This window comes from Vibrio sp. 1978 (assembly GCF_033344345.1).
This window is the reverse complement of the sequence record NZ_JAWPOP010000007.1, coordinates 115,768-129,230: the sequence shown is the minus strand read 5'-3', so window position 1 is coordinate 129,230 and position 13,463 is coordinate 115,768. Positions and strand designations below refer to the sequence as shown.

Below are 13,463 nucleotides of genomic sequence, written 5' to 3'. Positions count from 1 at the left end.
GGGAGTATTGAGCGATAAGCGATTAAATAAAAAGCACTTATTTCTCACTGACGAACTCTCTAGAAGAGTATACTTGTGATACGAGTCGAATATGCGATCCAATTTGCAGCGTAAAGTTACATTATTAATCAGCTTAAGTTGTTTGTCGTTCCAACTTGGTGCGCTGAACAGTAAAGAACAACGATGGGTCAATACGGTCACAGCGGTGTACGGCGAACGTGCGGGATTGCGCGTAAATACATGGCGAAAGAACCTCGACTTATTTAAACAATTAGAGACTCATGAACAGCTCGCTGGCGTTAACGACTTTTTTAATCAGCTGTATTTCGTTGACGACATAAAACTGTGGGGAAAGACAGATTATTGGGCTACGCCACTCGAATTTTTAGGGAGTAACGCAGGAGACTGTGAAGATTTCACTATTGCTAAGTACTTCTCTTTACTCGAGCTAGGAATACCAGATTCAAAGATGCGGTTAATATACGTAAAAGCCATCGAACTGAATCAGTTTCACATGGTATTAGCTTACTACCCTACCCCAAGTTCTGAGCCGCTCATTCTCGATAATATCAATCCTGACATTGTCCGAGCCTCTAAGCGTAGCGACTTGCTACCGATATACAGTTTTAATGGTACAAACCTGTGGTTGATGAAGTCATCTGCTAGCACTGGAGAGCTGGCAGGGAAAGCATCACGGTTGAGCCTTTGGAATGACTTACGCTCGCGCGAACGTAAGTTGCAGTTAAATAAACCTAAAATTAACTATGACGAGTGAGAAACATGACCCTATATAAGAAGCTTGTGGTGGGGATGGTTACGGTCTTTATACTCTTGTTGGCATCAGTATTCGTAATCCAATTCAACACGACTCGAGACAGCTTGGAGCAACAGCAACGTTCAGAGGTCAACAACACTATTAACACCGTAGGTTTGGCATTGGCTCCTTACCTAAAGGACAAAGATAAAGTCGCGGTTGAGTCCGTGATTAATGCTCTGTTTGACGGCAGCACCTACTCCGTTGTTCGTCTTACAGCATTAGATTCTGACTACCAGATCGTGCGTACTTACCCAGTTAAACCAAGTACGGTGCCACAATGGTTTATCGACATGAATCTATTTAAAGCGATTCACGATAAGCGTGTTGTGACCAGTGGTTGGATGCAGCTCGCCGAAGTAGAAATCATTAGCCACCCAGGCGCAGCTTACGAGCAGCTCTGGCAAGGTTTTATTGGCTTGCTGTCTGTATTCAGTGTCATTTTTCTAGCTGGTTTAGTGGCAATTTCATACATCCTACGTCGCTCGCTAAAACCATTAACGGCCATCGTGAATAAAATGCATGAAATCGCGAATAACCAATTTGGTGAACCGCTTGCTCGTCCAAGAACCAAAGATCTTATCGCGGTGGTAGATGGCATTAACATGATGTCTGCTCAAATCGAGCTATCATTCAAAGAGCAAGCCAAAGAGGCGCAACGTCTGCGTGCTCAAGCTTACCTCGATCCTATATCTAAATTGGGTAACCGCTCATTCTACATCAACCAAATTGACCAATGGCTTGCAGAGCAAACGCAAGGGGGTATCGCGCTACTCCATGCTGAATACATTGGGGACATTTACGAGACCAAAGATTACCAACGCGCAGATGCCCACGTTAAAGAACTGTCTCAACGTTTGAAAAACACCATTGATGTACCGGGTGCCACTATTGCTCGCTTGTCTAGTGATGAGTTCGGCTTGCTTTTCCCTCATATGGATGAGAGCGAGTTACGCATTTTATCGGACAGCATCGTCAATTGTGTGAACGGCCTAAATACTGACCCAACAGGCTTAGCAAAACCTAAAGCGTCACTAGGGGTTGCACACAGCAAAGATCAGAAAACGCGCTCTGAAATCCTCTCGATGGTGGACAACGCACTATCGAAAGCCAAAGCGCAACCAGACAAGCCATACGGCTTCATTGGCAGTGATACACCTTCTAGTTTGATGGGTAAACAGCAATGGAAAGCGTTGGTTGAAGAAGCCATTCATAGTGATTGGGTTAAATTCCGTTTCCAAGCTGCGAAAAACACATGGGGTAAAGTATTCCACAACGAAGTATTTTCAAGCATCGAAAAAGATGGTGAAACGTATCGTGCGAATCAATACCTATTCGCACTAGAACAGTTAGACGCCACCAACATCTTTGACCAGTATGTCATTGAATCAATGATTAAGATGCTAGAAAATGGTGAACTTAATGACCCAGTCGCGATTAACATCGCGCAAAGCAGCTTGTCTCAACCATCGTTTATTCGCTGGACAACGAGCATGCTAGAGAAACACGCCAAAGTGGCCTCTAAGCTACATTTTGAAATTCCAGAGGAATGCTTTATCGATCAGCCTCACCACACAGCACTGTTATGTAATGCCATTCGCCAATCAGGTGCTGAGTTCGGCGTAGATAACTACGGACGTAACTTCCAATCTTTGGAATACATCCAAGAGTTCCGCCCGAACTATGTGAAGCTCGATTACCTATTCACACACAACTTGCACGACGAAAAACAGAAATTCACGCTAACGTCGATCTCTCGTACTGCCCACAACCTTGGTATTACGACTATCGCATCGCGTATCGAAACTCAAATCCAGTTGGATTTCCTCACTGAACATTTTGTTGAGGTATTCCAAGGATTCATCGTCGACAAGGAATAAAAAGGTTTATCAACGATGAAAGACCCTTTACTGAATTCGCTCATCTACGTTAGCCGTTACTATGGGTTAGCTAACTCGCCAGAAGCGCTAGTCAACGGACTACCGCTATCTGACGGTAAACTGACCCCATTTTTGCTACCAAGAGCAGCGGAAAGGGCCGGATTGGTTGCCAAGGAAAACCGCGCAGAGCTGGAGAGCATCTCCAGCCTAATTCTGCCGGCAATCTTAGTTCTTAAAGGCGGTGACTCTTGCGTTCTCAACAGCATCAATATGGAGAAACGCGAGGCCGAAGTCACCACCCTAGAAAGTGGAATGGTGCCGATCTCTATTCCATTAGAAGACCTACTTGAGCAATACACTGGTCGGTACTTTTTAGTTAAAAAGCAATTCCGTTTCGATGAGCGCTCTCCCGAAGTGCTCAAAACCAACGAAGGCCACTGGTTCTGGTCCACCTTGTGGCAGTCAAAACGCATCTACCGTGATGTTTTAATCGCATCACTTCTCATCAACCTCTTTGCGGTTGCCGCTCCGCTATTCACTCGCTTGGTGTACGACAAAGTGGTTCCGAATCTTGCGTTTGAAACCCTATGGGTACTAGCAAGCGGCATCTTTGTCGTGTTCCTGTTCGACTTCATTCTCAAGTCGCTGAGAAATTACTTCATTGATGTGGCGGGCAAGAAGTCTGACATTCTGATTTCATCCAAACTGTTCAGCAAAGTGATGGGGATTAGAATGGAATCAAAGCCGCCTTCGGTCGGTGCCTTCGCTCGCCATTTACAAGAATTCGAATCTATTCGAGAGTTTTTTACTTCAGCGACCGTCAGTGCTCTCATTGATTTGCCTTTTGCCATTTTGTTCTTAGTGATTATATGGCTAATGGCTGGCGATCTTGTGTATGTACCGATGGTGGGCGTGGTCATTTTGATTATTCACTCGCTACTGATACAAGGGCCGCTGCGCCGCTCCATTGAGGAGGGTTCACGCCTAGCATCGCAAAAATATGCCAATTTGATAGAGAGCTTGGCTGGGTTAGAAACCGTAAAAATGCTCAGTGCGCAAAGCCAATTCCAATACCGCTGGGAAGAGGCAGTTGCGCACATGGCGAACTGGAATATAAAAAGCCGCCGAATTACGGATAGCATTCAAAACGCGGCAGGTTTTGTCCAGCAAAGTAGTAACGTAGGGATGATCATCCTAGGCGTTTACTTAATTGCAGAAGGCGACTTAACCATGGGTGGTTTGATTGCCGCAACCATGCTTAGCGGCCGCGCGATTGGTCCTTTGGTTCAGTTATCCTTACTCTCTACGCGCTACAACCAAGCGAAGTCTTCTATGACAATTATCAATCAAGTCATGGAAATGCCGGATGAACAAGAAGAAGGTAAACGTTACATTCACCGCCCAATAGTACAAGGCAAAATTGAACTTGAACGCGTGACCTTCCACTACCCAGATTCACCGGTGGCGTCGATTCGAGATTTGAGCTTGACCATTAACCCAGGCGAAAAAGTAGCGATCATAGGCCGTATCGGTTCGGGTAAAACCACGTTAGAACGTCTCATCATGGGCTTGTATCAGCCGACGGAAGGTCATGTTCGCATTGATGATACCGACATCGCACAGCTGCATCATGTCGACATTCGCCGTAATATTGGTTGTGTGCCGCAAGATTCGAATCTGTTCTTTGGTTCTATCCGCGACAACATTACGCTAGGTCGCCCATTAACCGATGACCGTGACGTACTAGACGCAGCGAATCGTGCCGGTGTTACTGCGTTTACGCAATCTGACCCTGCGGGCTTAGAACGCCAAGTTGGTGAAGGTGGTGCAATGCTTTCGGGTGGTCAACGTCAAGCAGTCACGATCGCTCGTGCATTTTTGGGTCGTCCTCCTGTTCTACTCATGGATGAACCAACCAGTGCAATGGATAACCGCTCAGAGATGCACATTAAGCATCAATTAGCACAGTTGAAACCTAGTGAAACGCTGATTCTGATTACGCATAAAACGTCTATGCTCGACATCGTTGATCGCGTAATTGTGATGGAGAAAGGCAGCATCATCGCAGATGGCCCTAAAGCGCAAGTGCTGAACGATTTGAAACAAGGCAAAGTGCGTGCGGTTAGCTAGCCTGAATTCACATTGATAAAAGACAAAGGCCCCGTTTAACTTGTGTTTAACGGGGCTTATTTTATTGGGAGTCCGAGATAATTAAGTTCTTCAAGCGCGACCCAAACGAGTACAAGGCCAACAATCACGAATAAAATCATAATCGCCTTTTCATCTTCTTCCATTTTTCAACGCCCTAAAAGCTATTTCAATTAATACATCTTAGGTTATCAGGACAAAAGTCATATTCAGCTCGTTTATACGGAACTAGCGTCATAGAATGTCGGATATGGGATACAGCTCAAAGATTGCTCTCTTCAAAATCACGTCAGCTTTGATTGAATATAAGTAATGAAGCCAAAGAGTTCGTAATACTCACTAAGTCTTTGATTAACTTATATAGTACTCTGTGGAACCTCAACACAGAGACAAATGGTGTAAAGAAAAATTGTGATTACTTACAGCAAAAAATCAGCTATAAAAGCCGCTTTCTAGATATCGTCGAGATGAAGAAATGAATGATTGGATCCAATTAGAGCAAGTGAGCCAGTATTTCACTACGGGCTCCCTCGGTTACAAACTATTGATGGGCATTTTTGTCCTGATCGCGTATCGCATCCTGAAGAGGATTGTAAATAGAGCCATCCTAAATTTGGCAACAACGAAAGGTGTAAAAAAGGCTCGTTTGAGTTTTATTCAGCGCTGTTTCAATGTCGCGCTGCTATTTTTGACCGCCTCTATTTTTGCCATTATCACAGGTATTGGCTATGGCGATGTGTCTTTGTTCCTATCGTCCATTTTTGCCGTATTAGGTGTGGCGTTTATTGCGCAGTGGTCAATTCTGAGCAACATCACTGCCAGCTTTTTGATCTTTTTTGTCTTCCCGTACCGAGTGGGTGACCGAATTAAAGTCGTAGACAAAGATGAAGACATCTGCGGTGAGATTCAAGAAATCAGCATGTTTCACGTGTTAATTAAGCACGACAACGGTAACTTAATCACTTACCCAAACAACCAGATTTTGCAAAAAGCAGTGCTAAAGCTGGCAAAAAACAAGCCAGAGCCAAGTAAAGCCAAATCTCGGATTTATACTCGCAGAAAGAAATAACCCACTAAAAAGCCGATGTATCTACATCGGCTTTTTAGTATCACTTGGTGGTCACAAATAACCCAAAGTTAATGGCGAAAAACAGTGAAGAGACAAAACGTATAAGCTGAAGGTCACCACTGTATTCTTTCATGATAAAAGCATGACACATCGCCGAAACCAAAAGCGCCACTTCAACCAAAGGAAGCTTCTTATTTACGAACCTTAAATAAATACAAAAAATAGAGATGGTGCAAGCAAAGAAAAAATCGTCACTAGTTCCATCTTCCTTAAAATACAAGGACATGGTTTTAGTTAAGCTTATATTTTTAGCTTCATTATGAGCCACCCACTAATATTTAGCGAGATAAGGGCATAAAAGAGGTAAAAAACAAGACTGACCGAAACAAAAAGTAGTGCATGCACTTTTTCTTCTAAGCTCTCTGGATGAACATTCATATCCACATCAAACACACCCGCTATAAAGTGTGCAAATACCGTGGAAGAGGCTGTAGAAAGGCCTCCTACCATAATGATAATAATCCCTCGCCTTAAGAAACGATGAAATGTACTTTTCCCGCCTTGGATCAGGTCTGAGTTTACATATTTTAATCTATTTTTCCGCCTATTACTCATCACTAGTATCGGTACCTTTATCATTGTTTCCAAGAGAGTTTTCTACATCTTTAAGATCTTCCTTTAACGCTTTTATACACGATATTCATCGTCGTTGCATTCACTGTAGTTATGCCGTCGACTTACCCTATAAGAAAGCTCTTTAGATACCAATTCGTACTTTATCTATCTCAAATCTCTTCTTGACCTCAACTTAGCTTGAGGTTTTAGCCTTAGTCGCACGATTAAAAATCAACAATGAAAAAAGGAACCATTGTGTCCAAAATTGCGATTATTTATTTCTCTAAAACCGACGTTACTGGTCAGCTTGCTCGCGCGATTGCCGCAGGCCTTGAACAACAAGGCATTAAGCAGCAAGATGAATGTGAAATCCTCTCTCACCGAATTGAAGGCAGTGAGATTATTGAGGGACGTTTTGTGAACTCTAAACTAATGGATGAACTTGCTGAGTGTGATGCGATTATCTTTGGCTCACCGACCTATATGGGCGGTGTAGCAGCGCAGTTTAAAGCATTTGCAGATGCAAGCAGTGAATCTTGGTATTACCAAAAATGGGCGGGCAAAATCGCGGCTGGCTTTACCAGTGGTGGGGCAATGAATGGCGACCAATCTTGCTCACTGCAATACCTTCAAACCTTCGCTTACCAGCACGGTATGATGTGGGTCGGATTGGATAAGATCAGCAATTCTGGGGAGCAAAACCTGAATCGTTATGGTGTACAAGGTGGTATTGTTGCACAAGGTGGTGAAGATGGTCAGTTGCATGCTTCTGATGTTGCAACAGCAGAGTATCTTGGCAAACGAGTCGCTATGCTCGTGAACAAGCTCTCCACTCGCTAACAATAAAAAGAAGCCCCGTAAGATACATCTTCGGGGCTTCATATTTATCGCTTGTTTTGAGCGCTACTTCTTGATGTAGAGGTCTTTCGAGTAGATACGACCTTCTACGTTGCTCTTGGCAAAACCGCCAACCGTAGGACGAACCAAACGCGCTTGCATGTAGTAGTAAATCGGTGCGATTGGCATATCCGCCGCCAACAATTGCTCGGCTTGCTCATAGAAACCTTGGCGCGCTTTCTCATCGGTTGCGGCCAATGCACTGTTCATCGCGTTGTCGTACGCTTCATTGCTGTAACGTGCAAAGTTACCCGAAGAACCTGAGCGAAGTAAGCTCAGGAAAGTAGACGCTTCATTGTAATCACCACACCAGGAAGCGCGCATCACATCGAAATTGCCTTGTTTACGCGCCACTAAGTACGACTTCCACTCTTGGTTTTCTAACTCCACGTTTGCACCGAGATTTTTTTGTAGCATCGACGCTATCGCAACCGCGATCGATTTGTTTGCCTCACTGGTGTTGTACAACAATTTAAAATCGAGCGGCTTGTCTTGGCTGTAACCCGCTTCTTTTAACAACTGACGCGCTTTCTCGTCACGTTGTTGCTGACTCCACTTACTGTATTCAGGCGGCGTCGCATCAAACCCTGCGGTGTACTGATGCGCAAAAGTATAAGCAGGAAGGTTGCCCACTTGCGTGACACCATTCGTAATCACATCGCGCATGATGGAGTACGACACCGCTTGACGCACTCGCACATCATCAAATGGCGGACGAGTGGTATTGAACGCGTAGTAATACGTGCACAATAATGGCACCACCGTGTAAGCCTGCTTGTAATCTTGTTTAAGTTTCTGCGCCATATGAGTCGGCACATCTGACGTGATATCCAGCTCTCCTGCCGCATAACGATTGATCGACGCGTTTTGGTTTTCAAACGGAATGTAAGTCACTCTGTTTAGATGCGTATCTGCGCTGTCCCAGTAACTTGGACTCTTAACCAGTTCAATGCGCTCATTCACGGCCCACTTATCCAATGTGAATGCACCGTTACTAACAAATTGGTCTGGTTCGCTCCACGGCTTGTCGCGGTTTTCCACTGTCGCTTGATGCACTGGCATCATGGACGTGTGCCCAGTCATAGCAACAAAGTACGGCACTTGACTGTCCAACTCAAAACGTAGGGTGTATTTATCCACTGCCTTGATACCGAGATCGTCCAAAGGCTTTTTGCCCTCTGCTACATCGGTGATGTTTTTGATCTTGGTGAGTTTGAGATACCAAACATTTGGAGAAGCGGTTTTCGGATCTACCGCTCGGCGCAGTGAATAGACAAAATCATCCGCTGTCACAGGCTCGCCATTCGACCATTTCGCGTCTTTGCGCAAGTGAAAAGTAAAGGTTTGGTTGTCGTTGGTTTCCCATGATTCTGCCACACCGGGAATAATGTTTCCGTCACGATCTTGAATCACAAGCCCTTCAAATAAGTCACGAATCACATGCATTTCTGGCAGACCTTCGGCTTTCGCTGGGTCAAGCGTCGCCGCCTCTGCGTCATTCGCACGTACTACATGCTGTTCTGCGGCAAGTTGAATGCCTTTAGGTAAGGTCTCCGCAGCAACTGATGTAGCAAGAAAAGGGGTGAATAAAGAGGAAATCAGCAACGCCGTTGAATGTTTTTTAAAATCCATATCGTTTTTCGTTCTCCTAACGCGTCTTGTGAAGCAAGTGCCACAATTAACATTTCAACCGTTGACGAGTTTAAACGGTTCAGTTTAGCTAGGTGTAATTAGCTTAGATATTGATACTACTTCATCAATCAGGAGATTACGGTGAGTCTAATTCCAAGAACGGAAAGAGCGGCATTTTTAATTCGGCCAACATCATACGGTCAATCCGTGCTTGGTGCGCCATTACTGTATTTTCCGGCTCAAGTCGAAAGTGCTTCGCGAGGTTTGATTTTGGCAGGCACTCACGGGGACGAGACGGCCTCGATTGCAGGTTTGTCCTGCGCGCTAAGAAGCTTGCCTGCTGAAAACTTACGACATGATGTGATTCTGTCAATGAATCCTGACGGCAACCAACTAGGCACACGCGCAAATGCAAACCAAGTGGATCTCAATCGCGCGTTTCCAACCCAAAATTGGACTGAGCATGGCACAGTGTATCGATGGAGCTCTCACACACCCGTTCGAGACGTACAGGTGAAAACTGGCACTAAAAACCAACTAGAGCCTGAAGTTAGCGCATTAATTAACTTGATTGAACTGCGCAAGCCAAAGTTTGTGGTGTCGTTTCATGAACCGCTTGCGTTTGTGGATGATCCCAAACATTCCAACCTCGCCAAATGGCTCGGCGAGCAGTTTCAACTGCCAATCGTTGACGATGTCGACTACGAAACACCCGGCTCATTCGGCACTTGGTGTAGTGAACGTTATTTACCTTGCATCACGTTGGAATTACCCGCGATTTCTGCCGATCTCACCATTGAAAAACATCTCTCTGATTTTATTGCTTTGCTGAGGCACGATCCGGATCTCTAGTCCGCTGTTAAACAAGCGATCATGTGAGGATCTGTTTGATGTCGGTACTAATATCGCTGATCAACTGACGGGCACTGTCGTCTCTTTGCTGAACCAAGATGATAAACAGCAAATCGGTGATCACGTTTTGCGCGGTACGCGAAGCAATGGATGAGCTGCGATGTTCCGTTTCATTGGCAATCGTATCAAACGTAATATCGGCAATACCGCGCAAGCGACTTCTTCCAGGCGCAGATAACGCAATCACCTTCGCGCCCTGCTCTTTTGCCGCTTCTGCCGCGACGAGAATTTCTTTGCGCTCACCCGAAAACGAGATTGCGATCTGAACATCTTCTGGAGAGAGCGTGCGGGCAACAGCAATCTGCACGTGGCTGTCTTGTTCAGAAAGCGCCGTAATACCAAGTTTAAGCAGTTTAAAGCTTAAATCCTTCGCGGTCAGTGCAGAGCCCCCAATCCCGACCACTTGCACTCGACGCGCTTCACTCAACCATTTCACCGCTTGGTGACACGCTTCGTAAGACAGCGTATTGGTGGTTTGAAACATAGCGTCGGTTTTCGCTTTCACCAGTTTCTGTGAAATAACCGCAATGGGGTCGTCAGCCAAAATATCACTGTGCAGCGGTGTCGACTGCATCGCATGCTTACGGCCAATCTCTTCATTCAGAGCTAACTTAAACTCGCTGTAACCTTTAAAGCCGATACGCTGAGTAAATTTCACAATGCTCGATTGACTCACTTTTACTTGCGCCGCAAGTTCTTGGCTGGTGAGCAGCGCCGCCTTTTCTGCGTTTTCAACAATCCAATCGCCAACCAAACGACCACTTTGCGAAAGCTGAGTACGCCTCGCGACTATCTTATTGATAACTGACACAACAAAAACCTCAAAAATTTTAAATAAATTATTCCAAATCAGAAATAATAGGCGTTTGATTTAACCCCCTGATTATTCTAACCAAGACAGTTAATCCCGGACGTAATAGACGTATATTTTCTCTCATTATTCCAAATTTCTCCTGCATAAAGAATAACCTCAAGTGTGATTTTTATCACCAAACCTGAATATTTTATTCCATAAAATCGCCCTCAGATTGAACATTACGAAGAGTGCAAAACATGAAAATTGATTTAAGCAGATTGGTGACAGAAAGCCGTAACCCAGCCAGTGCCGAGATCGATACGCTTTCGACTATCGAGATGCTGCAAGTCATTAATGAAGAGGATCAAAAAGTCCCGCTCGCGGTAAAAGCGGTGCTACCACAAATTGCAGAGACAGTTGACGCAATTACCCAAGCTTTTGCAAATGGTGGCCGTTTAATTTACATGGGAGCTGGTACGTCAGGTCGCTTAGGCATTCTTGATGCAAGCGAGTGTCCTCCTACCTACGGCACGCATCCAGATATGGTGATTGGCTTAATTGCTGGTGGACATCAAGCAATTTTAAAAGCGGTAGAAAACGCAGAAGACAACGCGAAAATGGGTCAAGACGACTTAAAAGCACTTCACCTCACCAAGCATGACGTGGTTGTAGGCATTGCAGCGAGTGGCCGTACACCTTATGTACTAGGTGGTTTGGACTACGCTAAATCCATCGGAGCCACGACCGCATCTATCGCCTGTAATCCAGAATGTGCCATGGCAGAAGCGGCCGACATCGCGATTCTGCCGATAGTTGGCGCAGAGGTTGTCACTGGATCTTCTCGCATGAAAGCCGGCACCGCACAAAAACTGGTGCTAAACATGCTCACGACAGGCGCAATGATTCGTAGTGGTAAGGTATTTGGCAACTTAATGGTGGATGTAGAAGCCACTAACGCCAAGCTCATACAACGCCAAACCAACATTGTTGTGGAAGCAACCGACGCATCAAAAGAAGAAGCAGAGCGAGCATTAAATGCCTGCGGTCGCCACTGCAAAACCGCCATCTTAATGATTTTGGCCGAATTGGATGCCGAACAAGCCAAATCACGCCTCGCCGCGCACAACGGCTTTATTCGCGCAGCACTAAATAATAACTAAATAATCCGAGTTCTGAAGGATAGACCCTATGGCAAAAATAACTTCAAACACAGTATCGCAGTTGCTGTCCGCAGTGGGTGGCAGTAGCAACGTAAGCAAATGTGGTAACTGTATGACGCGTTTGCGTTTATCGCTCGCCAACAATGGCTTGGCTGATCAATCAGTTATCAAGCAAATTCCCGGCGTAATGGGTGTGGTGGAAAGCGATGAGCAGTTTCAGATCATTCTCGGTCCCGGAAAAGCTCAACAAGCGGCTGAGATGATGAATCAACTGATCGACAGCTTAACCTCTGGTGACAGTGAAGAAGCAGATATGCCGCAACAAGATCTTTCTGCCGTCGCAGCCGAGCAGAAAAAGCAGATGAAGAGCAAACAAACCAGTGCAGTTCAGCGTTTTTTAAGCAAGTTTGCCACTATCTTTACGCCGTTGATCCCTGGTTTTATTGCCGCTGGTTTGTTGCTAGGTTTTGCGACGTTATTGGAACAAATGTTTGTTCTCGACCAGACACCAAGCCAGTTTATGTTGGATTTGATCGCCTACATGAAAGTCTTTGGTAAGGGTCTGTTTGCTTTCCTAAGTATTCTGATTGGTTACAACGCGCAGCAAGCGTTTGGCGGCTCTGGTGTTAATGGTGCCATTCTCGCCTCTTTGTTTGTGCTGGGTTACAACCCAGAGGCGACATCCGGCATTTACTCTGGCATGAACGAGTTTTTCGGCTTTGCGATTGATCCGCGCGGCAACATTATCGGCGTACTTTTGGCAGCGATCATCGGTGCACAAGTCGAGCGTAAGGTTCGTCAATACATGCCTGATGATCTGGACATGATCTTAACGTCCGTTATCACTCTATTGATCATGGGTGCGGTAACCTTCTTGCTCATCATGCCGATCGGCGGCGAGTTATTTAAAGGGATGTCTTGGTTGTTCCTCAACTTAAACGATAACCCATTAGGCGCTGCAATCTTGGCAGGTTTGTTCTTAATTTCGGTGGTATTTGGCATCCACCAGGGTTTTGTTCCAGTGTACTTCGCATTGATGGAAGCACAGGGCTTTAACTCGCTATTCCCTATCCTGGCAATGGCTGGTGGCGGTCAGGTTGGCGCGTCAATGGCGCTGTATTTCAAAGCCAAAAAAGACGCTCTACTGCGCACTCAAGTTAAAGGCGCTATTATTCCGGGTCTTCTAGGCATTGGCGAACCATTGATTTACGGCGTGACATTACCACGCGTAAAACCATTCGTTACCGCTTGTATTGGTGGTGCTGCGGGCGGCTTCTTTATCGGTTTAGTTTCTTACCTTGGCTTACCAGTTGGTCTTAATACGGTGTTTGGCCCGTCCGGCATCGTGGCGATTCCTCTCATGACATCTGAAAATGGCATCTTCCCGGGCATGATGGTGTTTGTTGCCGGCCTGCTTATCTCTTACATCGTCGGCTTCCTCGCGACTTACTTCTTTGGCTGCAAAGACGTCGATTTAAGCTAAATCATTCTTCCCCTATAGGAATGGACTAGCTCGCGCCCTTGGCAAACAAGGGCGCAC

11 protein-coding genes are annotated in these 13,463 nt (G+C 45.6%); 8 read left to right on the top strand and 3 right to left on the bottom strand.

What is annotated here, in order from left to right:
• The first annotated feature begins 91 nt into the window (after positions 1–91).
• The 4 genes from R8N49_RS09475 to R8N49_RS09460 all read left to right on the top strand — a co-directional run bounded on the left by R8N49_RS09475 (position 92) and on the right by R8N49_RS09460 (position 5,911).
• Entirely contained in the window at positions 92–775 is a 684-nt protein-coding gene (locus R8N49_RS09475; RefSeq protein ID WP_005374561.1) for a transglutaminase-like cysteine peptidase, read from the top strand.
• Between the two features lie 5 nt (positions 776–780).
• On the top strand, positions 781–2,694 hold the full coding sequence (locus R8N49_RS09470; RefSeq protein ID WP_005374560.1) for an EAL domain-containing protein: 1,914 nt from the start codon (positions 781–783) through the stop codon (positions 2,692–2,694).
• Positions 2,695–2,709: 15 nt separating this feature from the next.
• Positions 2,710–4,824, top strand: a complete 2,115-nt coding sequence (locus R8N49_RS09465) for a type I secretion system permease/ATPase (protein WP_005374556.1) — start codon at positions 2,710–2,712, stop codon at positions 4,822–4,824.
• 493 nt (positions 4,825–5,317) lie between these two features.
• Positions 5,318–5,911, top strand: coding sequence for a mechanosensitive ion channel family protein (locus R8N49_RS09460; protein ID WP_017820061.1), 594 nt, complete (start codon positions 5,318–5,320; stop codon positions 5,909–5,911).
• Between the two features lie 300 nt (positions 5,912–6,211).
• Here R8N49_RS09460 and R8N49_RS09455 read toward each other — a convergent pair whose 3' ends face one another.
• A complete protein-coding gene (locus R8N49_RS09455) occupies positions 6,212–6,550 on the bottom strand; it encodes a hypothetical protein (RefSeq protein WP_025500824.1) in 339 nt (112 codons plus the stop codon).
• Between the two features lie 231 nt (positions 6,551–6,781).
• On the opposite strand from R8N49_RS09455, the gene R8N49_RS09450 reads away from it, so the two are divergent.
• A complete protein-coding gene (locus R8N49_RS09450) occupies positions 6,782–7,366 on the top strand; it encodes a flavodoxin family protein (RefSeq protein WP_186585568.1) in 585 nt (194 codons plus the stop codon).
• 63 nt (positions 7,367–7,429) lie between these two features.
• On the opposite strand, the gene R8N49_RS09445 is transcribed toward R8N49_RS09450, so the two are convergent.
• The gene (locus tag R8N49_RS09445) at positions 7,430–9,055 is read right to left on the bottom strand and encodes an ABC transporter substrate-binding protein (protein ID WP_186585567.1); all 1,626 of its coding nucleotides are present in this window, start codon (positions 9,053–9,055) and stop codon (positions 7,430–7,432) included.
• Between the two features lie 141 nt (positions 9,056–9,196).
• Between R8N49_RS09445 and mpaA the strand changes: the two genes are divergently transcribed.
• Positions 9,197–9,907: a murein tripeptide amidase MpaA gene (gene mpaA / locus R8N49_RS09440; RefSeq protein ID WP_318189925.1), complete on the top strand. Its 711-nt coding sequence runs from the start codon at positions 9,197–9,199 to the stop codon at positions 9,905–9,907.
• A gap of 19 nt (positions 9,908–9,926) precedes the next feature.
• Here the strand turns inward: mpaA and R8N49_RS09435 are convergent, their stop codons facing one another.
• Positions 9,927–10,778 (bottom strand): MurR/RpiR family transcriptional regulator, encoded by an 852-nt coding sequence (locus R8N49_RS09435; protein ID WP_033907250.1) that lies wholly within the window; start codon positions 10,776–10,778, stop codon positions 9,927–9,929.
• A gap of 242 nt (positions 10,779–11,020) precedes the next feature.
• On the opposite strand from R8N49_RS09435, the gene murQ reads away from it, so the two are divergent.
• Positions 11,021–11,923, top strand: a complete 903-nt coding sequence (gene murQ, locus R8N49_RS09430) for an N-acetylmuramic acid 6-phosphate etherase (protein WP_186585565.1) — start codon at positions 11,021–11,023, stop codon at positions 11,921–11,923.
• A gap of 28 nt (positions 11,924–11,951) precedes the next feature.
• Positions 11,952–13,406: a PTS N-acetylmuramic acid transporter subunit IIBC gene (gene murP, locus R8N49_RS09425; RefSeq protein ID WP_054578581.1), complete on the top strand. Its 1,455-nt coding sequence runs from the start codon at positions 11,952–11,954 to the stop codon at positions 13,404–13,406.
• The last annotated feature ends 57 nt before the right edge of the window (positions 13,407–13,463 follow it).

What these genes read in the sequence shown, in the direction of transcription:
- R8N49_RS09475 (WP_005374561.1), top strand. Translation starts at nt 92, where the DNA reads ATGCGATCCAATTTGCAGCGTAAAGTTACATTATTAATCAGCTTAAGT.
- R8N49_RS09470 (WP_005374560.1), top strand. Translation starts at nt 781, where the DNA reads ATGACCCTATATAAGAAGCTTGTGGTGGGGATGGTTACGGTCTTTATA.
- R8N49_RS09465 (WP_005374556.1), top strand. Translation starts at nt 2,710, where the DNA reads ATGAAAGACCCTTTACTGAATTCGCTCATCTACGTTAGCCGTTACTAT.
- R8N49_RS09460 (WP_017820061.1), top strand. Translation starts at nt 5,318, where the DNA reads ATGAATGATTGGATCCAATTAGAGCAAGTGAGCCAGTATTTCACTACG.
- R8N49_RS09455 (WP_025500824.1), bottom strand. Translation starts at nt 6,550, where the DNA reads ATGATAAAGGTACCGATACTAGTGATGAGTAATAGGCGGAAAAATAGA.
- R8N49_RS09445 (WP_186585567.1), bottom strand. Translation starts at nt 9,055, where the DNA reads ATGGATTTTAAAAAACATTCAACGGCGTTGCTGATTTCCTCTTTATTC.
- murQ (WP_186585565.1), top strand. Translation starts at nt 11,021, where the DNA reads ATGAAAATTGATTTAAGCAGATTGGTGACAGAAAGCCGTAACCCAGCC.
- murP (WP_054578581.1), top strand. Translation starts at nt 11,952, where the DNA reads ATGGCAAAAATAACTTCAAACACAGTATCGCAGTTGCTGTCCGCAGTG.